The sequence below is a fragment of the Calditerrivibrio sp. genome (assembly GCA_026415135.1).
Taxonomy (GTDB): domain Bacteria; phylum Chrysiogenota; class Deferribacteres; order Deferribacterales; family Calditerrivibrionaceae; genus Calditerrivibrio.
Genome location: JAOAHS010000015.1, coordinates 18033 through 40022, shown reverse-complemented (window position 1 = coordinate 40022; position 21990 = coordinate 18033). Strand labels below are relative to the sequence as shown.

Below are 21990 nucleotides of genomic sequence, written 5' to 3'. Positions count from 1 at the left end.
GCATATGATGGGGAATGTCTATTTTATAGGTTTTATGGGTACAGGTAAGACAACGATCTCTAAGCTTTTGGCTGAGATGTTAAACAGGAAGTGGGTGGATCTCGACGAAGAGATAGTAAAAAGGGAAAAAAGAACTATTTCAGAGATTTTTCAAGCTGATGGGGAAGGGTATTTTCGAGCTGTAGAGGGGGAGGTGTTAAGGGATATAGCAGAAAAAGATAACTATGTGGTGTCAACAGGTGGGGGAATAGTCATTTTTGATGAAAATATCGCTTTGATGAAGAAAAGTGGTGTCATGGTTACGCTTGTGGCTTCCCCTGAAGTGATATATGAGAGGTTAAAAGATGATCAGTGTCGCCCTTTACTACAGGTACCAGATCCGATGTCTGAAATAAAAAGGCTGATGTATGAAAGGGCTCCATATTACATCAAAGGGGATCTTATCGTGGATACATCCTATGGTTCCCCTGAAACGATTGTGAAACAGATAATAATGGATCTGGAAAAGCTATGGAAAAAATAAGAGTATCGTTGTCTCAGCGGGCTGATTTTAGTTACGACATAATCATAGGTAATAGTTTTGTGGCAGAGGAGATAAGACGGTTTTCTTTAGATAGTAGAACTCATTTAGTTGTGGATAAGAATGTCTTTGTACTTTATGGGGGACTTTTTGATTATGAGCCTTTTTTGATTGAGGCAGATGAACACAACAAGACTTTTTTGACGGTGGAGGCTATTTTAAACCATTTAAAAAACAGAAACTGTTTAAGGGGGGACACCTTAATTGCAATTGGTGGTGGTATCGTTGGAGACATTGCTGGGTTTTCTGCTTCCATCTATATGAGGGGTATAGGGTATATTCAGGTTCCCACAACATTGCTTTCTATGGTTGATAGCAGTGTAGGTGGTAAAACAGGTGTAAACCTTGGCAATGTTAAAAACCTCGTGGGCACTTTTTACCAGCCTAAGATGGTTTTGATTGACACAGATTTTCTGGAAACACTTTCTGAGGAGGAGTACAAAAGTGGACTTGCAGAGGTTATAAAGTATGCGGTACTTTTTGACAAAGGGTTTTATGATTTTCTTTTGACCTACAGAAATGAGATCCTGAACAGAAATGGTAAGATCATGACTGATGTTGTAAAGATCTGTTGTGATTTTAAAAGAAGAGTTGTTGAAGAGGATGAAACGGAGAAGGGTATAAGGCGTTTACTAAATCTTGGACATACATTTGGTCATGGGCTTGAGGTGGATTCGGATCATGGAATAAAACATGGCCTTGCTGTAGCTTGGGGTATGTATATGGAAGCTCTTTTTGCTGCTGAATGTGGGTTTATAAATAGTAAAGTAGTGGATGATATTTTTAATATATTAACAGCTTTCGGTTATAACCTCAATTTTAAGATAAATGATCTAAACTTTTTTCTGGATGCTATTTCATCGGACAAAAAGGCAAAATCCAATGGGTTAGTCCTTGCCTTGACATCTGAGGTAGGAAATGGTATAATTATTGAAAGAATTGATTTAAATGATGTAAAAAACTTTTTTGAAGGTGCCAAATGGATGAGGCTTCCATAAAAAGGTATCAAAAGGATGTGGAGTATTTTTCAAAAAAAATAGAAGAGGATCCTTCTTCAAGACTTTTTATGCCCCTTGCATTTGCATATCTTAAGCTTGGTAAATATGATGAGGTGATCGATGTCTGTAGCAAGGGACTGGATAAACATCCAGATTATTACGCTGCTAAGGTTCTTTTGGCCAATGCTTTTCTTGAAAAAGGGATGAAGGATGAGGCAAAACACCTTCTTTTTGATGTGGTGGAGCATGTCCCTGATAACTATAGGGCAAATAAGATGTTAGGAGATATCCTAAGAGAGTCTGGTGATATTTTGGGTGCTACGATTTACTATAGGACTGCTCTTGTAACAACACCTGAGGATTTTGAGCTAAGGGTATTACTGGATGAGCTCACAGAAAGTCTTGGTGGAAAAGAGTTTAGGGCTTCTGATGAGATTAAAAACATAGATGAGGCGGTAGCACATCTTGATCATACACCTGTTGACCATGATATGGCTAGTTTGAAGGATGAACTGGAACACCTCAATTTGGATACTTCTGTGATAGAAGAGGGGAAGGTGAATGTTGTGGAGATACCTGTCGAAGGTGAAGGTGGTTTAAATGAGAAGCTATTGGAAGTTGAGGATAAAGATCTGAAAATAGAGACTAATGTTTTTGATGGTGCTAATGTGTCACAGGGTTTAGAAGATTCTATGCAAAAGCAGGAGCCTACTTCAGGTGTTGTTGAAGAGAGTAATCTTTTAAAGTTTGACAACCTTTCTGATTTTGTAATCAATGAAAGTAGGGTAGATAAAGAAGAACCTGCCACACCACTGATGGATGAGGTAAAAGACGTGTCCTTTGATGATCTGTTTGGGAAAGAGATCGATTTTGATGAACTCAGTGGTTCTGAAAAGAAGAGTGTTCTTGAAGATATAAAGCTTGATGAACCAACACAAACTGTTGAAATGTATGATTTAGATATAGATATAGATATAGATAAAGATAAAGATAAAGATAAAGAAGTTGAGATCTCCATTATTAAAGAGACTGGTTTGGCAATGGATTTAGTGTCAGCAGGTTTTGAAAAAGAAGAGGCGCAGTTGAAAATAGACTCTACAAAGGATGAGCATAATAGAATAGTTCAAGAGCTTGAGCGGTGGCTTGGCAATATAAAGAAGATTAAAGAGATGAGAAATGTTTAGCAACATCCTCAGTCACATAATAAATCATGTAAATGGGACAAAAATGGTGGCAGTGTTTGATAAGGATGGGTTTGTCGTTTACAAGATGGGCAGGGAGGATATGGCAGATGAGATAGGGGCTGAGTTTTCTTCTATGTTGAGATATTTCAAGAAGATATCATCGACCCTTGATATAAACAACGTCCACTCCTTTTTGTTTGAAGGTGACAATCGAAAGCTTTTTTTTAAAAAGATAAATGAAAGCTACTATTTTGCAGTGTCTATGGAGCCTAAGGCTCTTGTTGGTAAACTTAGGTATATACTTGATATGTTTAACGATGAGATACAAAAGGAGTTTCAATGACGAAGGTTCTTGTAATTAATGGACCAAATTTAAATATGCTTGGTAGAAGAGAGCCGGAGATTTATGGTTATGAAACCCTTGAGGAGTTGAACAGATCTTTGATGGTTTATGCAAAATCAAAGGGGATTGAGTTAACTTTTTTTCAGTCAAATATTGAAGGTGAACTTATAAATGCTATTCACAATGCCTTGGGGGTTTTTTCCTATATTGTTATAAACCCAGGTGCTTATACCCATACAAGTATAGCTCTGCGGGATGCATTTCTTTCTGTTAAAATACCTTTTATAGAGGTTCATCTGTCTAATGTGTATTCGAGGGAGGTTTTTCGTAGAAAATCCTATCTTTCTGATATTGCAAAAGGAGTTGTTACCGGGTTTGGTAGGGATTCCTATTTTATGGCTATAGACCATATTTCGAGAGTTCAATCTGCTTGAATAAGGTTTGATTATGAGTAGAGTTGATCTGCTTAGGGATAAGCTGGAAAAAGCTGGGAAGATACCGTATGTGATTTCTGACATGTCTGATATATACTATATATCTAATTTTACTGGTAGTATGGCTTATATAGTCATTACTGAGGAACGGAATCTGTTTATCACTGATGGTAGGTATGGGGAGCAGATAAAGACGGAGCTTACCAGTGAATGGGATATGGAGGTGGTGAGCTCTTATAAAGAGTTTCTCTTGAACCTTTTTAATGGATGTCCAAAGGTGTTTGTAACAGACAAATTCCCTTTGGCGCTTTACATCCTTTTATCAAAGAAGGCTGAGATTGTAGTGGATGAGCCATCTGAAATATCTTTTTTAAGAATGATAAAAGAGCCTGAAGAGATAGAGTTGATTAAAAGTGCCTATACAATAGCATCTGAAGGGCTTATGAAAAGTTTGGAAGGCTTTAATTTTGGTTGTACCGAGAAGCAATGGGCTGCTGTTTTAGAGTATAATATGAAGGTCTTAGGTGCAGAAAAGGAGAGTTTTGATACGATTGTTGCTTCCGGTTATAGGAGTGCACTCCCCCACGGAAGAGCAAGCGACAAGATCATTGATATAAATGAACCCGTTATCGTGGATTATGGGGCAAAGGCCGGGTACGTAAGCGATATTACCAGAATGGTATACTTTGGGGATGATAAAGATCTGCTTAACCGGATATCCATCATATCGGATACCATAGACTATTGTATTGAAAAGATAAGGGTAGGTGAGGTTTGTAGCCAGATATATTCTATAGCTAAAAGATATCTTGCTAAGTATGGGCTTGACATCTATTTCAATCATGGTTTAGGGCACTCCATAGGTATTGATGTCCATGAGAAGCCGGCTCTTAATGCCAATGATAATACGATAATACAGGAGGGGATGGTGTTTACCATAGAGCCGGGGATTTATTTTTCTGGTAGATATGGCATAAGGGTGGAGGAGACAGTTTTAGTTACTAAAAATGGTTGTGAAATTATCAGTTCTATGTTAAAGAACAGGGTGATAAGATTCTAATAATGTTAACAAAATAACGTAACGTTTTGATAAAAAACAATATAAAGAGGTGAAGAGATGGTAGTTACTCCCAATCAGTTTAAAAGAGGCACCAAAATAGAGGTTGATGGTGAACCCTATGTTGTGGTTGAATATCTACATATAAAGATGGGTAGAGGTGGTGCCAACGTTAGAACGAAGATGAAAAGTCTCATCACAGGAAGGGTCATAGAGAGAACTTTTACATCTGATGAGAAGATAAAACAGCCAGATTTTGAAGAGAAGCAGATGCAATATCTCTATAATGATGGTGAAAATTACTATTTTATGGACAACGAGAGTTATGAACAGATAACGATGACCAGTGAAGAAGTGGGGGAAGTAGCTCTGTTTATGCCAGAAAATATTATTGTAAGGGTACAAATATTTAATAAGAAGCCGATAGGGGTCGAGATCCCTAATTTTGTTGAGTTGGAAGTTGTGGAGACTGTCCCTGGTATAAAGGGTGATACAGTTAGTGGTGGTTCCAAGCCTGCAAAGGTAAGTACTGGTGGTACGGTTATCGTTCCCCTTTTTATAAATGAGGGGGATATTATTAAGATCGATACAAGGGATGGTTCTTATATTGAAAGGGTAAGTAGGTAAACTACGTTTTGGGGGAGAAAGGGAGGGAAAAAATAAAGGGGTGTGTTTATGGATATCAAAGAATTAAAGGAACTGGTAAAGTTTATCGAAAAATCTGGGTTTACTGAGTTTGAATATGAATGTGATAATGTGAGGGTATATCTTTCAAAAAATGTTCAAGGTGGGCAGGTAATTTTGCCCCAAATGCCTCCTGTAGGTGTTACACAACAACCTGTGCCTGTTCAACCATCAGTATCTGTTGCAACAGGTTCCACAGAAAAGCCAATCCAAGCGACAGAATCCGTTGCTTCAAACCTTATTGAGATAAAATCACCTATTGTAGGAACATTTTATGAAGCACCAGCTCCCGGTGCTGAACCTTTTGTAAAAGAGGGGGATGTGGTTCAGAAGGGTAAGACCCTCTGTATAATTGAGGCCATGAAGATAATGAATGAGATTGAGGCGGAGTTTGATTGTAAGATAGTGAAGAAAGTAGGTAAAAATGGTGTTCCTGTCGAGTTTGGTGAGACTATTTTCCTTGTGGAAAAGGTTTAGGAGTGAATTCTGATGTTTAGAAGGGTTTTGATAGCCAATAGAGGCGAGATTGCATTAAGGGTCATTCGTGCTTGTCGGGAGTTAGGTATAGAAACGGTGGCTGTTTACTCTGAGGCGGATAGGGAGTCTCTTCATGTGGCTTTTGCAGACTCGTCGGTATGTATCGGTGGAGCTGCACCATCACAGAGTTATCTGAATATAAAAAACATCATTGCTGCAGCAGAGATCTCTGATGCTGATGCTATACACCCGGGTTACGGTTTCTTGGCGGAGAACGCTACGTTTGCTAAGATATGTACAGAATGTGGCTTTACATTTATTGGTCCATCTTCGGAGCATATCGATTTGATGGGTAATAAGTCCAATGCTAAGGATGCCATGAAAAAGTTAGGGGTACCAGTGGTGCCCGGAAGTGATGGCCCGATAAAGGATTCAAAAGAGGCCTTGGATATAGCAAGGAAAATAGGGTTTCCAGTGATGATAAAGGCTTCTGCTGGTGGCGGTGGTAAAGGTATGAGGATGGCCCACAACGAGATGACTTTTCTTAAGAATTTTGAGACAGCTAAGATGGAAGCAAAAAATGCCTTTGGTAACGATGAAGTGTATATTGAAAAGCTAATAGAAGACCCTAGGCATATAGAGATCCAGGTATTTGGGGATGGAAATGGTAAAGGGCTTCATTTTTTTGAGAGGGAATGCTCAATACAAAGAAGACATCAAAAGCTGTTAGAGGAAGCTCCAAGTGTGGCGCTAACCGACGAGATACGTAAGAAAATGGGGGAGGTATCTGCTAATGCCATAGCAAAGCTGGGCTATAAAAACGCAGGTACCATAGAATACCTTTTGGATAAGCATGGTAATTTCTATTTTATGGAAATGAATACCCGTATACAGGTGGAACATCCTGTTACTGAGATGATAACGGGTATTGATCTTGTGAAATTGCAGATAATTGTTGCTGCCACTGGCAAGATCCCCTTTGATCAGGAGGATATCAAGATAAATGGACATGCCATAGAGTTCAGAATCAATGCCGAGGATCCAGAGAAATTTACCCCTTCACCCGGCCTGATAAAGGCCTATTATGTTCCTGGTGGTTTTGGTGTAAGGGTAGATTCTGCAGCTTATCAAGACTACTTTATTCCACCCTTTTATGATTCAATGGTAGCAAAACTGATAGTTCATGGTAGGGATCGAAACGAGGCTATAGAAAGGGGTAAAAGGTGCCTTAAGGAGTTTGTTATTGAAGGGGTTAAGACCACTATCCCTCTACATGAAAAGATTTTGGAAAATCATAATTTTATATCTGGGAAGATAGCTACCGATTTCTTGGATAAACATTTGAAGTAGGAGTGTGTTTTGAAAAGGTTATTTATAGTTATATTTATACTTTCATCTATGTATCTTGCTTTTGCTGAGGATCTGAACGTGGTAAAGGAGTTTTTAAGGGCTAATATGCTTATCAATGAAGGTAATATTAAAGAAGCTATCCCTATACTCGAAAGGCTGAATAGGTCTGTTGTAGATGAAGGGGTTGTTATAAAATTGGCTGAGGTGTATATAGCTGCGGGTAGAAACGATGATTTTAAAAAACTTATGAACAATGCGTTTAGCAACGAGACCTATGCTAAAAACTCTACGTTAAGGCGATTTTATGCAAGTACTTTGGCAAATGTGTTTAACAACCACGATGAAGCAGTGCTACAGATGAAAAAGGCTGTGGAAATAGATCCCTCGGTGGAAAATTATGAACTTTTGGCTAAAATATGTGAACAGAGACGGGATTATGCCTGTGCTATTCAGTCGTTGGACAAGATTTTGGAAAAGGAGATAAAACCGGAGTATTACTACAAAAGGGGGATGTTCTACTATAATTTAGAACTGAAGGATAAAGCGATAAAAGATTTTGAGGCATCACTGAAGCTGGAAAAAAACTTCATGCCCCTTTTGATGTTATCTGAGATTTATATTCAAGATAATCAAACCGACAAAGCTATACAATATCTCGAAGAAGCTGTAAAGGATAAACCAGGGTTGATTATCCCTGAGTACCGATTGGCTGAGCTATATCGTGTCAAAGGGGATTTTGATAAAGCGGTGAAATACTATGAGTTGATTGCAGATAAGATAACTGGGAGGGAAAAGGTCTATGTCCTAAAGCAGTTAGCTGGTATCTTCTTTGAAAAGAAGGAGTATGATAAATCTTTTAGATGGTTTGATAGGCTAAGGGAAGAGGATAAAAGTGATACCACGTCCTACTACTATATGGGTGTGATCAGCGAGATAAAGAAAGATTTTGAGTCTGCTGTAAAATATTATAAAGAACTTATCAACAGGGATCTAAAGCATGGTTTTGCTAAAAAGAGGTTAGCTTATTCCTATTTCAGATTAAAGGATTATAAAAACGCATTAGAAGCTATAGAAAAGATGGAAAAGGATGAAAGGGATGTGGATTATTATCGCATAAAGGCTTCAATTTTAGGGGAAAAAGGTGAAAAAAAGAATCAGTTGGCTGTGTTACAGGAAGCATTGAGACATTATCCTAATAATGAAGAACTTTTGATGGATATTGCTGATTATTATGAAAAAATCAAGCAATATGATAAGGTGGAGGAGTATTTGAAAAGGTTACTTGCCCTAAACCCTAATAATGCTTCTGCCCTCAACTACCTCGGCTATCTTTATGCAGACTTAAACAAAAATTTAGAAGAAGCCTATGTTATGATAGAAAAAGCGTTAAAGATGGAGCCGGAGAATCCTGCATTTTTAGATAGTATGGCTTGGGTGCTTTATAGGTTGAAAAGGTACAATGAAGCCTTCACATACCAGAAAAGAGCTTTGAAATTGACCCCTAACGAACAGGAGATGATAGATCATATGAAGGAGATTATGAAAGCTCTTGGCATTAAGAAGACAATCGATGAGGTGTTAAAAGAGTAATGATATCCCTCTGGCTAAAGGTATCCCTCTTAGTTTTACTTTTCATTTCTGGTTGTGCAAAGAAGGAAGTTGTTTTGGTTAAACCTTTATATGATAATCAATCTGATAATAAAAGTCAGTACATTGAAAGATTGAAAGAATTAGTAAAACAGGTCAATGGATCAACAAAGACGATATGTAGCTACAAAAGTAGCGTTATTTTTGATTATCAGGATGAAAAGATAAAGATAAAAATGAAGGGGTTAGTAGAGAAGGATTGTGAAAATAATGGTGAACTTGTAATACTTGGACCTTTTGGGATGGTTTTGTATAATGCAAAATATAACAACGGCGTGCTCGATATAAAAAAGGATAATGACTCTGTAGCACTAAACAGCAATCAGACTAAAAAGCTGGAAGAGATGCTCAGGTATATACATCTGCTTAACTATCCGGGTATTAGACCCGATGAAAGCTATCTTTTTTATGAGGATGGTAGGAGGATAATCTTCCAAAAAGATGATATTGCTATTTTTGCTGAGGATTATAAAATTACAAAGATTGTTAAGGATGATTTAGAGGCTACCTATACTGTGGTAGATGGTAGTATAAAGGAGATACAGCTTCATCAGGAAAGTAAAAAAAGATTCTTAAAAATCATATTTAATTGATTTTATGCTTATAGAAAGAAGTTATGCTAAAATAAACCTGTATTTGCGTGTGATCTCCAAAAGGGATGATGGATATCATAATATATCATCCCTTATGACGAAGGTATCCCTTTATGATACGATAGCTGTTGAGGGAGCCGACAGGTTTGAAATAATATCAGATGCTGTTGGGCTTTCTACAGGCCCAGACAATATCATCACAAGAGTATACGAGATAGTCAGACAGAGATATCAGGTAGGTTTTGTGAAGTTTTTTCTGATCAAACGGATTCCATGGGGTGCAGGTTTAGGTGGTGGTAGTAGTAATGCAGCTACAGCATTAAAGCTAATTGACAGGCTTTTTTCCTTGAACTTGAAAGAAGAGGAAAAGAGAGGGGTATTGGAGATGGTTGGTTCCGATACAGTTTTTTTCTTGACAGAAGGGTATTCCTCTTATGTTGCCGGTAGAGGGGAAGAGATTGTCGATGGACCTAAGCTTCCAAAGATGAATATATTACTTGTTAAACCGATGTTTTCAGTTGCCACAAAAGAGGCTTATGAAGGGGTGAAATTAAGATTGACAAACGATGGTGAGAATTGTAGTAATAAAGGTTTTCTATCTTACCCTGATATCATTAATGGGCTTGAGAACGATTTTGAAAAAACAGTGTTTGTTAAGTATCCTGAGTTAAGATGGATTAAAGAAACCCTTTTGGAAAAAGGGGCTGATGGAGCACTAATGAGTGGTAGCGGATCAACGGTGTTTGGTTTGTTTTCAAGTCGGGGGTGCTTGGAGCAGACGGCAGAGTTTTTTAAGAAAAGACAGGGTTATTTTGTTTGTATGGTTAATAATTTGTAGGAGCAGTTATGGATTTTTTAGTTTTTTCAGGTAATTCCAATAAAACATTGGCACAAGGGATAGTGTCAAAGCTTGGTATCAGATTAGGTGATGCTACTGTTAGCAAATTCAGCGACGGTGAGATCTTTGTTCGTATAAATGAGTCGGTAAGGGGTAGGGACGTATTTGTCATCCAGTCCACAAACTACCCTGCTGAAGTCCATCTTATGGAGCTTATGATAATGGTGGATGCCCTTAAGAGGGCCTCTGCAAAGAGTGTTACGGCGGTGATCCCCTATTTTGGATATGCGAGACAGGATAGGACTGTGGAGCCCCGTGTACCTATAACAGCTAAGCTGGTAGCAAATCTTTTAACAAAATCTGGTATAGATAGAATAGTAACGATGGATCTGCATGCGGGACAAATTCAAGGTTTTTTTGATATACCGGTGGACAACCTGTATTCTATTCCTATTATTGCCAAATATTTCAGGGAAAAGGGGATGTGTGGTGAGGGCTATGTGGTGGTTTCGCCGGATGCTGGAGGTGTTACAAGGGCAAGGGGCTTTGCAAAGGCTTTAGATACATCCCTTGCTATAATTGATAAAAGAAGATCTGGACCCAATGTGGCGAAGGCTATGAATGTTATAGGTGAGGTGAAGGGGAAGGGTGTTATCATAATTGATGATATGATAGATACTGCAGGGACTCTTACCGAAGCTGCTGCAGCTGTTATGGAGCATGGAGCAAAATCTGTGGTGGCGGGTGCTTCTCATGGTGTTTTAAGTGGTCCTGCGATCGAGAGGATCATAAAAAGTGTATTAGATGAGGTGGTGATCACCGATACAATTGAAGCTACAAAAGAGAAACAGTCCTTTTCTAAGCTTAAAGTTTTGTCCACAGCTGATCTATTTGCTGAGGCAATTGTCAGAATTCATAAAAAAGAGAGTATAAGTTCCCTTTTCATGAATATATGAATAATAGATGGATTGTTGTAGGCCTTGGAAATCCAGGCAGTAAGTATGCTTTAACGAGGCATAACATCGGTTTTATGGTGATAGATATGGTTGTAGAAAGGTTTTGTGGATCCTATAGGGGTGGCTTTGAAGCTGATTATACCGTACTTGATATCTATGGTAAGAGGTGCTATCTGGTTAAGCCTCAAACATACATGAATCTGAGTGGAAAATCTGTTGTAGAGATATGCGGGTACTTTGATATACCTTTTACCAATATGGTTGTGGTTCATGATGACCTTGACATGGAGTTTGGTAAGATAAAAATAAAAAAAGGTGGCTCATCCGGTGGACACAGGGGTGTAGATTCGATAATAGCTGCTTCTGGGTGGGATGATTTTATTAGGGTTAAGATGGGGATCGGTAAGCCTGTCAATAAGGATATCAGCGGGTATGTGCTTTCTGAGTTTGATAGGACGGAAAAAGGGTATTTAAAAGAATTTATCGATTTGGGAGCGGATGCGCTTTTAGCTCTTTTAGAGAAGGGAGTTCAGGTCTCAATGAATTTATACAACAATAAAAAAATTGTACAGGAGGTAAACCAGAAATGACCAGTTTAATGTATTTGGCTCCGGTTGTAGGAGTATTGGGACTCGTTTTAGCTATAGTTCTTTATAATTACATCAAAAGCCAGCCCGCTGGTAATGAGAAGATGAAAGAGATATCCGACATGATTCATGAAGGTGCCATGGCTTTTCTTTTTAGGGAGTATAAGATATTGGTTTTCTTTATTGTGGCTGTTTTTATACTGATGGTAATTTCGTCTGATCTCGGGATTAAAACTGCAGCTGCCTTTCTTTTGGGGGCTATTGCCTCTATATTGGCTGGTTTTATCGGTATGAAGGCTGCAACCAGAGCAAATGTAAGAACCAGTGAAGCAGCCAGAAGCGGAGGTATGGCCAAGGCTTTGTTTGTGTCTTATATGGGTGGCTCTGTAATGGGTTTGGCAGTAGCTAGTTTGGGTCTTATAGGTGTTGGTATATTATTCGCTATTTTCGGTGATCCTACTACAGCAAAGTACATCAACGGCTTTGCGATGGGTGCATCTTCAATTGCGCTTTTTGCAAGAGTAGGTGGTGGTATCTATACAAAGGCGGCTGATGTGGGTGCTGACCTTGTGGGGAAGGTGGAAGCTGGTATCCCTGAAGATGATCCGAGAAACCCCGGTGTTATTGCTGATAATGTCGGTGACAACGTGGGTGATATCGCAGGTATGGGTGCAGATATTTTTGAGTCCTATGTGGGGTCCATTGTTGCGACTATTGCAATCGCTGCTACAGCCTCCACAGAACAGTTGGCTCAGTTAGGAGGTGAGACCCTTAGATTTCAGCTTATGTACCTTCCGATCTTGCTTGCAGTCATAGGTGCTATAGCCTCTATAATAGGTATTTTCTCCATGATGGTGCTTAAAAACCTTCCACCACAAAACGCCCTGAGATATTCAACATTTATAGGTGCTATTCTCTTCTTGGTAGGTTCTTATTTCACGATTGCTTCTCAGGCTATCAGTAATGGTGTTTTTCTTGCAGTATTCTTTGGAACAATAGCCGGTATTTTGATTGGGCTTATAACAGAGTACTATACTTCTGCTGGTCCTGTTAGAAAGATAGCTTTGGCTTCTAAAACAGGCCCTGCTACAAATATTATACAGGGATTTGCTGTGGGTCTTGAAAGTACAGTGCTACCTATTATTGCCATAGCTGTAGCTGTACTTGTTGCAAACCATTATGCAGGTCTTTATGGTATCGCCCTTGCTGCAGTTGGTATGCTTGCAACAGTGGGTGTAACGATGACTGTTGATGCCTATGGACCTATTGCTGATAATGCTGGTGGTATCTCAGAGATGGCTGAATTGGGACCAGATGTGAGAAAGATTACAGACAGCCTTGATGCTTTGGGTAACACCACTGCTGCTATGGGTAAAGGGTTTGCTATTGGGTCTGCAGCTTTGACAGCGTTAGCTCTTTTTGCTGCTTACTCCAGCGCTGCTGGACTTAAGCTGATAAATCTGGTAAGTCCATACACTGTGGTGGGGCTATTTATTGGTGGTTTCTTGCCGTTTTTGATTGCAGCTCTTACAATGACATCTGTTGGTAAAGCCGCTGGGCAAATGGTGGAAGAGATCAGAAGACAGTTTAGGGAAATACCGGGACTTCTTGAGGGTAAGCCCGGTGTTAAGCCAGATCCAAAAACATGTGTTGATATATCTACAAAAGCAGCTTTAAAAGAGATGATCTTACCTGGAATTTTGGCTGTCATTGCACCTGTTGTTATAGGTTTTGTGTTTGGTAAAGAGGCCCTTGGGGGGACTCTTGCTGGTGCTACCGTATCAGGGGTTCTTTTGGCACTATTAATGGCAAATGCTGGTGGAGCATGGGATAATGCTAAGAAATACATAGAAAAAGGTGAACTTGAAGGTGAAAAGAAAGGTGGAGAAGCCCACAAAGCAGCAGTAACAGGTGACACAGTGGGCGATCCCTTTAAGGACACAAGTGGCCCAGCTCTTAATATCCTTATAAAGTTGATGAGTATTGTTTCGTTGATCATAGCGCCAATGCTTTAAACATAATCTGGGTGGGGAAACCCACCCTTTTTTGATGCTATGGAAAACTATATTGATCTGATTATAGCTATGGGACTTGCTCTTCTCATAGGTCTTGAGAGGGGTTGGCACTACAAGGATGAAGATGAAGGTAAAAGGATAGCAGGGATTAGGACCTTTGCTATCACCGGTATATATGCATCTATCTCTACATATCTCGCTCTAAAAATAAATATATATATTTTTCTGGTGGCGTTTTTATCTTTTGCATTTATTATGGCGGTGATTTTTTCTCAGGGTAAAAGGGAAGAGGATAGGGGGATAACCACTGAGATTTCCCTCTTAGCAACATTTATAATATCAGCATCAGCAGCTTTTGGTTATCGTTATGTTTCCTCTGCATCTGCTGTGATCATGGTACTATTGCTCAGTCTCAAACCACAGATACACTCTTTTTTAAAAAGGATAGATTTTGCTGAATTATTGTCGTTGTTTAAATTTCTGGTGTTGATTGCTGTAATATACCCTCTGCTGCCGGATAAGCCATTGGGTAATTGGACAGCTATCAAATATACTGATATTTTCAAGGTGGTGATAGTACTTTCTTTTATATCTTTTGCTGGTTATGTTATGATAAAGTTGGCTGGTAGCAAAAAAGGGGTTTTCTTGTCGTCTATCTTAGGTGGATTGGTGTCATCAACAGCTGTTACGATCAATTTGTCTAATTTCTATAGGGAAAATGAAAACAATCCAAAGTTGTATATATATGGTATTTTGAGTTCTTGGGCAGTCATGTTTCTTAGGGTGATTGTGTTGGTTACTATTTTTAGTGACTTTATTACTTTAAAAGTTGGCTTTATAATGATCTCAATGGTGGTGTCGATTTTAATAAGTATTATGCTTATGAAAAAAGAGGTGGACAGGGCAGAAGGGGCTGAGATTGTGCTTAAAAACCCGATGGATCTTGCTTCATCTATTAAATTTGCATTGTTGCTTACCTTCATCATTTTTCTTGCAGAAAAGAGCAAGGAGCTGTTTGGGAGCTATGGTTTGGTGATGATATCTATCATATCGGGTATAAGTGATGTGGATGCTATAACGATTTATCTTTCTAAACTTTCACAGGAACAGTTATTTCAGCGGGTGGCTGTTTTGGGGATATATTTGGCGGTTATGGTTAATACTGTTGTAAAAACTGTCATTGTCTTTTATATAGGTGGCTCTAAGTTGGGAGTTGGGTTGGTAAGGCTAAGTTTATTAACGATAATTGTCGGTAGCTTGGTAACAACGATAATATTGTACTTATAATGATAGTTGGTATCCTTTATTGTCTTTTGTCTGCTATAGCTTTTGGGTTTTTAGCTATTCTCGGTAAACTTGGAACAAATCTGGGTGTTGGTTCCTTACAGTTGCTCACTTACAGATTTGTTATAGCTTCGTCACTTTTTTTCATATTTTTTCTAATGAAAGATAGGACACTGTTTAAAATATGTTTAAAAGACCTTATGAAAGCTATTTTTGCAGGTGGGGTTCTTTATCTGTTACAGAGCTTTTTCTTTTTCAAAGCATTGGAGTATATATCAGCTTCTACCACGTCTCTTATTCTTTATATATACCCATTGACTGTGGCGGTGCTTTCAAGGATATTTTTTAAAGCGAGGATTACTTCTAACAATATACTCTCGATGGTCTTGATAGCATTGGGATGTGGGATGATCTTTTATGATGCCTTTGCAAGAAAACAGGATATAAAAGGGGTAGCATTCGCTGCTGGTGCTATGCTGGTGTTCTCCTTTTATCTGATTTTTGTGCAGAAGTCACTTAAAAATATAAGACCTATGACATTTAGTTTTTATGTGATTCTCAGCACGGCGGTGGCTTTTAGTTTTTTTAACAATCCTATTGATATCTTCTATTTGAATAGGGAGCAAGCATTAGTTTCAGTGCTGATTGGGCTGGTACCTACGTTTTTAGCTGTAAGCCTTCTTTATGTAGCCATAGATAAGATCGGTAGTTTTTATGCGTCTATTTTTTCCACCATTGAGCCTGTTGTAACTGTGACTGCATCAGCTTTGATGCTTGGGGAAAGGGTTGTATTGTTGCAGATAACTGGGATGATCTTGATCCTTTTGGGGATAATTATTCCCAATATCGGGTATATTGTGAGGGGTAAAGTTGCATAGAGGGATTTCATCGTTTACCGCAGATATGTTGCTTGTGTTAATATCTTTGATTTGGGGATCCACATTTATCATTGTGAAACAGTCTTTGGAAAGGGTGCCACCGATAACGTTTAATGCAATAAGGTTTACTGTGGCATCTGTACTTTTACTCTTGATCTTCTTATATAGACCTAAAAAAATGAATAAAAGGGTATTTATAGATGGTTGCATACTGGGACTGATACTTTTTCTTACATTTACTTGCCAGACAATGGGGTTAAAATTTATTACTGCATCTGAAACGGGGTTTATAACCGGGTTATATCTGATCTTTGTGCCTTTGATAGGTTTTTTCGTTTTTAGAAAGAGATTAGATCTGAAGACTGGTGTGGCGGTGGTAATGGCATTTGTGGGGCTTTCGATGATAAGCTTTACTGGAAAGGTAAAAGTGGGGATAGGGGAGTTTTTGGTGCTGCTAAATGCGTTTTTTGTGGCACTACACATCATTTTTGTGGATTATTATGCACGAAGGGATGATGTTTTTGCTCTTACTTCAATACAGATTTTTGTTCTTACTGTTTTATCGATAGGTGCTGCCATTATATTGGAAGGGTGGGGCTTTACATTTAGATTTGATGGGGAGATGGTTTTTGCTGTGTTGCTTACAGGTGTTTTTGCTACTGTGGTGGCTTTTTTGATACAAACTTACGCTCAACGGTATACATCTCCCACTAAGGCTGCAATAATCTTTACTTTTGAACCATTGTCTTCTGCTTTTTTTGCATATTTCATAGGGGGAGAGGTTTTGACCCGGATCCAATATTTAGGGGCTTTTCTTATATTTATTTCTATGCTAATGATTGAAATAAAAATTGGTAAAAAGGTGAAAAGTGATTAAGAATATAACTATTTTTACAATTGGAATCATTTCCCTTGCGATGGCATCAATATTGGTAAAATTTTGTGATGACGTTCCATCGGTGATGATAGCCACGTACAGGCTTGTTATATCGTCGCTTATACTACTCATCATTTTCAAAATTAAAGGGCATACATTTAAAACTCTGGGGAGGAAGGAATTTGTATTGTCGATCATTAGTGGGTTTATCCTTTCTTTGCATTTTGTCTCTTGGTTTGCTTCATTAAAGCTTACTTCTGTTGCCAGCAGTGTTGTGTTGGTGACCACCAATCCACTTTTTGTGGGGCTTTTTTCAGTGATTTTTCTCAAAGAGAGGTTACATAAAGAGATTTTAATCGGTATTTTTTTATCGATTATTGGTAGTATGATTCTGGCATTGGGGGACAGTGGTCTTAAGGGCTTGGTGATTACAGATAAAAATGCTCTTCTGGGGGATATTCTGGCGCTGTTTGGGGCTATATGTGCAAGCTGTTATCTGCTTATTGGCAGTAAAGTTCGAGAGACGCTTGATATAGTGACTTATGTGACTGTAGCTTACACGGCAAGCGCAATCTTTTTGCTACTATTTTCTATTTTTCAGGGGCTACCTTTTACTGGATATAAAGATACTTCTTATATCAGCATGATTTTATTGGCTATTTTCCCCCAGCTAATAGGTCATACTGCAGTGAATTGGTCTTTGAAGCATCTCAAACCTTCGATGGTGGCAATTGGGATTTTAGGTGAACCTATAGGGGCAACAATATTAGCTTATTTCATATTTGGGGAATTGATAGATCTGTATAAATTTATTGGTATCTGCCTAATTTTTATTTCGATTTTGATTGCCTCAAGGAAAGGGGCAAAGACTTGATAAGAGGTGAACATGTTCCCGTATCTTTTTAAGATAGGTGGATTTGAGTTGAGAGTATATAGTTTGATGTATCTAATTGCGATACTGTTAGGGTTATACTTTGTGAAAAAAAGGGGACAGAGATTGGGGTATAAACCATCAGAGATTGAGAATATAGTTTTGATCTCTTTTTTTGGTGGCATCATCGGGGCAAGGGTATATTATGTGATATTAAGATGGGATTTTTACTCCCAATACCCTTCTGAGATCATCGCTTTTTGGCATGGGGGCCTTGCTATTCATGGAGGGCTTATAGGTGGAATTATTGCAGGCTATCTCTATGCCAGAAAAAAATACAGCTTTTTTAAACTCTCTGATCTTATACTGCCATTTCTGCTTTTGGGACAGGGGATCGGTAGGTTTGGTAATTTTGCAAACGGAGAGGCCCACGGTGTGCCTACTATAACACCACCGGATATTATATTCAGGATGAAAAATGTATTTCCACAGTTTTGGCAAACTGTAAAAAGCGCTTTTAATTTACCTAATGGTACTGAAGGTATGAATATGCTACATAGGTTGATTATAGAAAAGCAGGTGCTTGTAGTGCAATTTGAAAACAGGTTGTATGAGCTAAAAGAGTATGTCCCCTTTGGCATAAGTTTTCCGCCTACTTATAATCCACCGGCATATGTGGAGTTTGGATCTTTACCGGTGCATCCAACGTTTTTTTACGAGATGATTCTAAACTTTATTGGAGCTTTTATACTTATATATCTTTGGCGAAGAGACAATAATATAGGAAAGGGGCTTATTTCAGGGCTGTACCTTATCTTTTATGGTGTTATAAGGGGTATTGTGACGACATTTAGGGCGGACGACCTGATGATCGGGTATTTTAGGGCTCCCCATCTGGTAAGCTTTGTGCTTGTGGTTATTGGAATGGTTATAGTATATATTTCATGGGAAAGGGGTAAGAATGCTAAAGTTTGAAGATTTTGCAAAAGAGCGTGTGATCCTTTTTGATGGTGCAATGGGGACAAATATTCAGAAATATGATATACCTAACGAAACATGGGGTGGTAAAAATGGATGTAACGAGTACTTAAACATAGTTGCACCCCATATTATAGAGGAGATACATGGTAATTTTCTTGAGGTAGGTGCTGATGTAATAGAGACCAACAGCTTCGGTGGAACGAGGCTGGTTTTGTCTGAATATGGTTTGGAGGAGAATGTATACGAAATAAACCTTAGGGCTGCCCAGATAGCAAAAAGAGTGGCAGATAGATTTGGTAGGTATGTGGCTGGATCTATTGGACCTGGTACAAAGCTGGCTAGTCTTGGGCATATATCCTACGATGATCTATTTATAATGTATTACGAACAGGTTGTAGCTTTAATAGATGGTGGGGTAGATCTTTTCATAATAGAAACATGTCAGGATATGCTCCAGATAAAGGCTGCCATAAATGGTTGTAGGAGAGCTATGGAAGCAAAAGGTGTTAGGTTACCAATCATGGTTTCTGTGACGGTGGAAACAAATGGAACGATGCTCACTGGCTCAGATCTTAGCGCTGTGGCTGTTACGATCGGCAGCTACCCTTTATATTCTTTAGGTATAAATTGTGCTTTGGGGCCTGATATGATGTATGATCCCCTTAGCACCTTATCCTCCAGTTGGGGAGGCAGAATATCATGTATTCCAAATGCTGGGCTACCCATAAATGTCAATGGGAAGTTTATCTATAATATGAATCCAGAACAGATGGCAACGATTATGTCGGATCTATTGCATCATTATCCCATATCTATTATCGGTGGTTGTTGTGGTACTACTTATGAACATATAAAAGCGTTAAGGCAAGTATGCGATAGATTTAAGGCCCCAGAGCCTCAGAGATTTAAGATTAAGGGGATGGCATCTAGTATATATACTTCAACCCCATTGACCCAAAACCCCCCTCCTGCCCTCATAGGTGAGAGGGCTAATGCAAACGGTAGTAAAGCCTTTAGAGAACTTTTATTGAAAGATGATTTTGATGGTATGCTGAAGATTGTAAAGGAACAGGAGGATGAGGCGGCTCATTTTGTTGATATTTGTGTTGCATATGCAGGTAGGGATGAGAAAAGGGATATGTCAATGTTTATCTCTATGGTGAATAAAATGTCGTTGCTGCCTGCAGTTATAGATACAACAGAGCCTGATGTTTTAGAGGAAGCTCTGAAAAGGTATACAGGTAAGCCTATTATAAATTCGATCAATTTTGAAGATGGAGGTAAAAAACTCCATCGGGTTTTAAGTTTTGTAAAAGATTTCCCTGCGGCGGTTATTGGGTTAACCATTGATGAGGAAGGGATGGCTATGACCGCCGATAAGAAATTTGGTATAGCAAAGAGAATTTATGATACTTTTACTGCTAAGTACGGTTTTGATCCAGAAGACCTGATCATAGATCCACTTACCTTTTCCATTGGTAGTGGAGATATTACCCTGAGGTATGCTGCTGTGGAGACATTGGAGGCGATAAAAAGGATCAAAAACGATCTGCCAGGAGCTAAAACGTTATTAGGTCTTAGCAATGTTTCCTTTGGTTTATTACCTAAAAGTAGGGTTGTGCTTAATTCGGTTTTTCTAAGAAAAGCAGTTGAGGCAGGTCTTGATATGGCCATAGTCCATGCATCTAAAATACTACCCGAAGATATGATACCTGCTGAAGAGTATAAACTGGCTGAAGATCTCATTTATGGTAAAGAGGGTGCCCTTGAAAATTTTATAAACTTTTATTCCACGAAAACAGAGGATAACGGTCTAAAATCTGTTAATAACCTATCCGACGAGGAGCTTTTGGTACTAAAACTTAAAAAAGGTGATAAAACAGAGTTAGAACAGGTATTGGATAGACTTTTGAAGATACATAGTCCTTATGACATTATAAATACAATTCTTATGAACGGCATGCAGGAGATAGGTGACCTTTTTGGTCAAGGTAAGATGCTTCTGCCATTTGTTTTGCAGTCGGCAGAGGTGATGAAAAAAGCTGTATCTTATTTGGAAAATTTCATGGAAAAGGTGGATACAGAGCCTAAAGGGAAGATAGTGCTTGCTACAGTAAAAGGTGATGTTCACGATATAGGGAAGAATCTTGTGGATATTATACTTTCTAATAACGGTTATCGTGTTTATAACTTGGGGATAAAAGTCCCTGTGGAGGAGATAATAGCAAAGGCTATAGAGGTAGGTGCCGATGCGATTGGTATGAGTGGTCTTCTTGTGAAATCTACATTGATTATGAAGGAGAATCTTGAAGAGATAAACAGGCGAGGACTTCGAGTAAAGGTGCTCTTGGGGGGTGCCGCGCTGACTGAAGGGTTTGTAAAGAATGAGTGTGTACCGGTTTATGATGGTGAGGTTTACTATTGTAGGGATGCATTTTCTGCTATTACTTATTTGCAAAGTAGCAGTTTAGATAACATGGGATCAAAAGAGTCTGGGAATAGAAAAGAGGTGACTTCCCCCTCCAGCAAAGTGGAGGTGAAACATGATCTATCGTCATCTGTAGTTCCTATCCCACCATTTTATGGTGTGAAAAAAGGGGCGGTTAAGTCTTTTGATGATGTGTTAACGTTTCTCAATAGAAGGACCCTTTGGACAAATAGATGGGGATATAAAAAATTAAAAGAACAGTCTATGGCTGAATATGAGGAGCTTATTCAAAAGGTTGTTTTAAAGGAATATGAGGATATAGTAAACAGAGTAAAAGGGTATGCCCTTGTCGATTTTAATATAAGGTATGGCTATTTTAAGGTGGTAAGTGATGGTGATGCTCTTGTTGTGCTGAGCAATGATGAAAGGGAGATCATAAGGATTATTTTCCCCCGCCAGAACAAAGAACCATTCCTCTGTTTGGCAGATTACTTCAAACCTTTCGAAAAGGGGATAGTTGATGTTTTACCCATACAGATAGTGAGTTTGGGTGAAAAGCCTGTGGAGTTTTTAAAGACACTTAAAGATAGTGATTATAAAAGATACTTTTTGTATCATGGTTTTTTCACGGAACTTACCGAAGCACTTGCAGAGTATTGGCATAGGCAGATTAGACATGAGCTAAATATCACCGAAAATGAGCCTAACTCCATCGATGCTATACTTTCAAACAGGTATAGGGGGCTAAGATACAGTTTTGGTTATCCCTCCTGTCCAGAATTAGAGGGGAATAAAGTCTTGGCAGAACTTTTAGGAGCGAACGAAATGGGGATTACGATAACAGAAACATATCAGATGGTGCCAGAATTTACTACATCAGCAATTATTGTGCATAGTGATAAAGCGCAGTATTTTACTATATAGGAGG

General features: G+C 38.7%; 21 protein-coding genes. All 21 read left to right on the top strand.

Going from position 1 to position 21990, the window contains the following annotated elements; genetic code table 11:
• Window positions 1–7: 7 nt before the first annotated feature.
• From N3C60_03140 to metH, 21 genes are read left to right on the top strand one after another with little or no spacing between them, the layout of a single operon-like run.
• Window positions 8–523: a shikimate kinase gene (locus N3C60_03140; protein ID MCX8083895.1), complete on the top strand. Its 516-nt coding sequence runs from the start codon at window positions 8–10 to the stop codon at window positions 521–523.
• Complete coding sequence (gene aroB / locus N3C60_03135; protein MCX8083894.1) at window positions 511–1578, top strand: 3-dehydroquinate synthase; 1068 nt, start codon at window positions 511–513, stop codon at window positions 1576–1578. The genes N3C60_03140 and aroB overlap by 13 nt, the downstream gene beginning before the upstream one ends.
• Complete coding sequence (locus N3C60_03130) at window positions 1560–2762, top strand: tetratricopeptide repeat protein (protein ID MCX8083893.1); 1203 nt, start codon at window positions 1560–1562, stop codon at window positions 2760–2762. Before aroB ends, N3C60_03130 begins: the two co-directional genes overlap by 19 nt.
• The gene (locus N3C60_03125) at window positions 2755–3105 is read left to right on the top strand and encodes a roadblock/LC7 domain-containing protein (protein MCX8083892.1); all 351 of its coding nucleotides are present in this window, start codon (window positions 2755–2757) and stop codon (window positions 3103–3105) included. The genes N3C60_03130 and N3C60_03125 overlap by 8 nt, the downstream gene beginning before the upstream one ends.
• Entirely contained in the window at window positions 3102–3539 is a 438-nt protein-coding gene (gene aroQ, locus N3C60_03120; GenBank protein ID MCX8083891.1) for a type II 3-dehydroquinate dehydratase, read from the top strand. The genes N3C60_03125 and aroQ overlap by 4 nt, the downstream gene beginning before the upstream one ends.
• 13 nt (window positions 3540–3552) lie before the next feature.
• Window positions 3553–4599, top strand: coding sequence for a Xaa-Pro peptidase family protein (locus N3C60_03115; GenBank protein ID MCX8083890.1), 1047 nt, complete (start codon window positions 3553–3555; stop codon window positions 4597–4599).
• Window positions 4600–4656: 57 nt separating this feature from the next.
• Complete coding sequence (gene efp / locus N3C60_03110) at window positions 4657–5223, top strand: elongation factor P (protein MCX8083889.1); 567 nt, start codon at window positions 4657–4659, stop codon at window positions 5221–5223.
• A 48-nt stretch (window positions 5224–5271) separates the two neighbouring features.
• Entirely contained in the window at window positions 5272–5757 is a 486-nt protein-coding gene (gene accB / locus N3C60_03105) for an acetyl-CoA carboxylase biotin carboxyl carrier protein (GenBank protein MCX8083888.1), read from the top strand.
• Window positions 5758–5769: 12 nt separating this feature from the next.
• Window positions 5770–7107: an acetyl-CoA carboxylase biotin carboxylase subunit gene (gene accC / locus N3C60_03100; GenBank protein ID MCX8083887.1), complete on the top strand. Its 1338-nt coding sequence runs from the start codon at window positions 5770–5772 to the stop codon at window positions 7105–7107.
• A gap of 9 nt (window positions 7108–7116) precedes the next feature.
• On the top strand, window positions 7117–8697 hold the full coding sequence (locus N3C60_03095; protein ID MCX8083886.1) for a tetratricopeptide repeat protein: 1581 nt from the start codon (window positions 7117–7119) through the stop codon (window positions 8695–8697).
• Complete coding sequence (locus N3C60_03090) at window positions 8697–9347, top strand: hypothetical protein (GenBank protein MCX8083885.1); 651 nt, start codon at window positions 8697–8699, stop codon at window positions 9345–9347. The genes N3C60_03095 and N3C60_03090 overlap by 1 nt, the downstream gene beginning before the upstream one ends.
• Before the next feature lie 4 nt (window positions 9348–9351).
• On the top strand, window positions 9352–10185 hold the full coding sequence (ispE, locus tag N3C60_03085; GenBank protein ID MCX8083884.1) for a 4-(cytidine 5'-diphospho)-2-C-methyl-D-erythritol kinase: 834 nt from the start codon (window positions 9352–9354) through the stop codon (window positions 10183–10185).
• An 8-nt stretch (window positions 10186–10193) separates the two neighbouring features.
• Entirely contained in the window at window positions 10194–11141 is a 948-nt protein-coding gene (locus N3C60_03080) for a ribose-phosphate pyrophosphokinase (GenBank protein ID MCX8083883.1), read from the top strand.
• Window positions 11138–11731: an aminoacyl-tRNA hydrolase gene (gene pth / locus N3C60_03075; GenBank protein MCX8083882.1), complete on the top strand. Its 594-nt coding sequence runs from the start codon at window positions 11138–11140 to the stop codon at window positions 11729–11731. Before N3C60_03080 ends, pth begins: the two co-directional genes overlap by 4 nt.
• Entirely contained in the window at window positions 11728–13743 is a 2016-nt protein-coding gene (locus N3C60_03070; GenBank protein ID MCX8083881.1) for a sodium-translocating pyrophosphatase, read from the top strand. Before pth ends, N3C60_03070 begins: the two co-directional genes overlap by 4 nt.
• Before the next feature lie 39 nt (window positions 13744–13782).
• Window positions 13783–15030, top strand: coding sequence for an MgtC/SapB family protein (locus tag N3C60_03065; GenBank protein MCX8083880.1), 1248 nt, complete (start codon window positions 13783–13785; stop codon window positions 15028–15030).
• Window positions 15030–15905, top strand: coding sequence for a DMT family transporter (locus tag N3C60_03060; GenBank protein MCX8083879.1), 876 nt, complete (start codon window positions 15030–15032; stop codon window positions 15903–15905). The genes N3C60_03065 and N3C60_03060 overlap by 1 nt, the downstream gene beginning before the upstream one ends.
• Window positions 15898–16782, top strand: coding sequence for a DMT family transporter (locus N3C60_03055; GenBank protein MCX8083878.1), 885 nt, complete (start codon window positions 15898–15900; stop codon window positions 16780–16782). Before N3C60_03060 ends, N3C60_03055 begins: the two co-directional genes overlap by 8 nt.
• Window positions 16775–17656, top strand: coding sequence for a DMT family transporter (locus tag N3C60_03050; GenBank protein ID MCX8083877.1), 882 nt, complete (start codon window positions 16775–16777; stop codon window positions 17654–17656). The genes N3C60_03055 and N3C60_03050 overlap by 8 nt, the downstream gene beginning before the upstream one ends.
• A gap of 12 nt (window positions 17657–17668) precedes the next feature.
• Complete coding sequence (gene lgt / locus N3C60_03045) at window positions 17669–18628, top strand: prolipoprotein diacylglyceryl transferase (GenBank protein MCX8083876.1); 960 nt, start codon at window positions 17669–17671, stop codon at window positions 18626–18628.
• The gene (gene metH, locus N3C60_03040) at window positions 18615–21986 is read left to right on the top strand and encodes a methionine synthase (protein ID MCX8083875.1); all 3372 of its coding nucleotides are present in this window, start codon (window positions 18615–18617) and stop codon (window positions 21984–21986) included. Before lgt ends, metH begins: the two co-directional genes overlap by 14 nt.
• Window positions 21987–21990 lie beyond the last annotated feature (4 nt).

Excerpts from the sequence above, each read along its gene's own strand:
- N3C60_03080 (MCX8083883.1), top strand. The coding sequence starts at position 10,194 with ATGGATTTTTTAGTTTTTTCAGGTAATTCCAATAAAACATTGGCACAA.
- efp (MCX8083889.1), top strand. The coding sequence starts at position 4,657 with ATGGTAGTTACTCCCAATCAGTTTAAAAGAGGCACCAAAATAGAGGTT.
- N3C60_03090 (MCX8083885.1), top strand. The coding sequence starts at position 8,697 with ATGATATCCCTCTGGCTAAAGGTATCCCTCTTAGTTTTACTTTTCATT.
- ispE (MCX8083884.1), top strand. The coding sequence starts at position 9,352 with ATGCTTATAGAAAGAAGTTATGCTAAAATAAACCTGTATTTGCGTGTG.
- N3C60_03140 (MCX8083895.1), top strand. The coding sequence starts at position 8 with ATGGGGAATGTCTATTTTATAGGTTTTATGGGTACAGGTAAGACAACG.
- N3C60_03130 (MCX8083893.1), top strand. The coding sequence starts at position 1,560 with ATGGATGAGGCTTCCATAAAAAGGTATCAAAAGGATGTGGAGTATTTT.
- N3C60_03065 (MCX8083880.1), top strand. The coding sequence starts at position 13,783 with ATGGAAAACTATATTGATCTGATTATAGCTATGGGACTTGCTCTTCTC.
- metH (MCX8083875.1), top strand. The coding sequence starts at position 18,615 with ATGCTAAAGTTTGAAGATTTTGCAAAAGAGCGTGTGATCCTTTTTGAT.
- N3C60_03115 (MCX8083890.1), top strand. The coding sequence starts at position 3,553 with ATGAGTAGAGTTGATCTGCTTAGGGATAAGCTGGAAAAAGCTGGGAAG.
- accC (MCX8083887.1), top strand. The coding sequence starts at position 5,770 with ATGTTTAGAAGGGTTTTGATAGCCAATAGAGGCGAGATTGCATTAAGG.
- aroQ (MCX8083891.1), top strand. The coding sequence starts at position 3,102 with ATGACGAAGGTTCTTGTAATTAATGGACCAAATTTAAATATGCTTGGT.
- aroB (MCX8083894.1), top strand. The coding sequence starts at position 511 with ATGGAAAAAATAAGAGTATCGTTGTCTCAGCGGGCTGATTTTAGTTAC.
- N3C60_03125 (MCX8083892.1), top strand. The coding sequence starts at position 2,755 with ATGTTTAGCAACATCCTCAGTCACATAATAAATCATGTAAATGGGACA.
- N3C60_03060 (MCX8083879.1), top strand. The coding sequence starts at position 15,030 with ATGATAGTTGGTATCCTTTATTGTCTTTTGTCTGCTATAGCTTTTGGG.
- accB (MCX8083888.1), top strand. The coding sequence starts at position 5,272 with ATGGATATCAAAGAATTAAAGGAACTGGTAAAGTTTATCGAAAAATCT.
- lgt (MCX8083876.1), top strand. The coding sequence starts at position 17,669 with ATGTTCCCGTATCTTTTTAAGATAGGTGGATTTGAGTTGAGAGTATAT.
- N3C60_03070 (MCX8083881.1), top strand. The coding sequence starts at position 11,728 with ATGACCAGTTTAATGTATTTGGCTCCGGTTGTAGGAGTATTGGGACTC.
- pth (MCX8083882.1), top strand. The coding sequence starts at position 11,138 with ATGAATAATAGATGGATTGTTGTAGGCCTTGGAAATCCAGGCAGTAAG.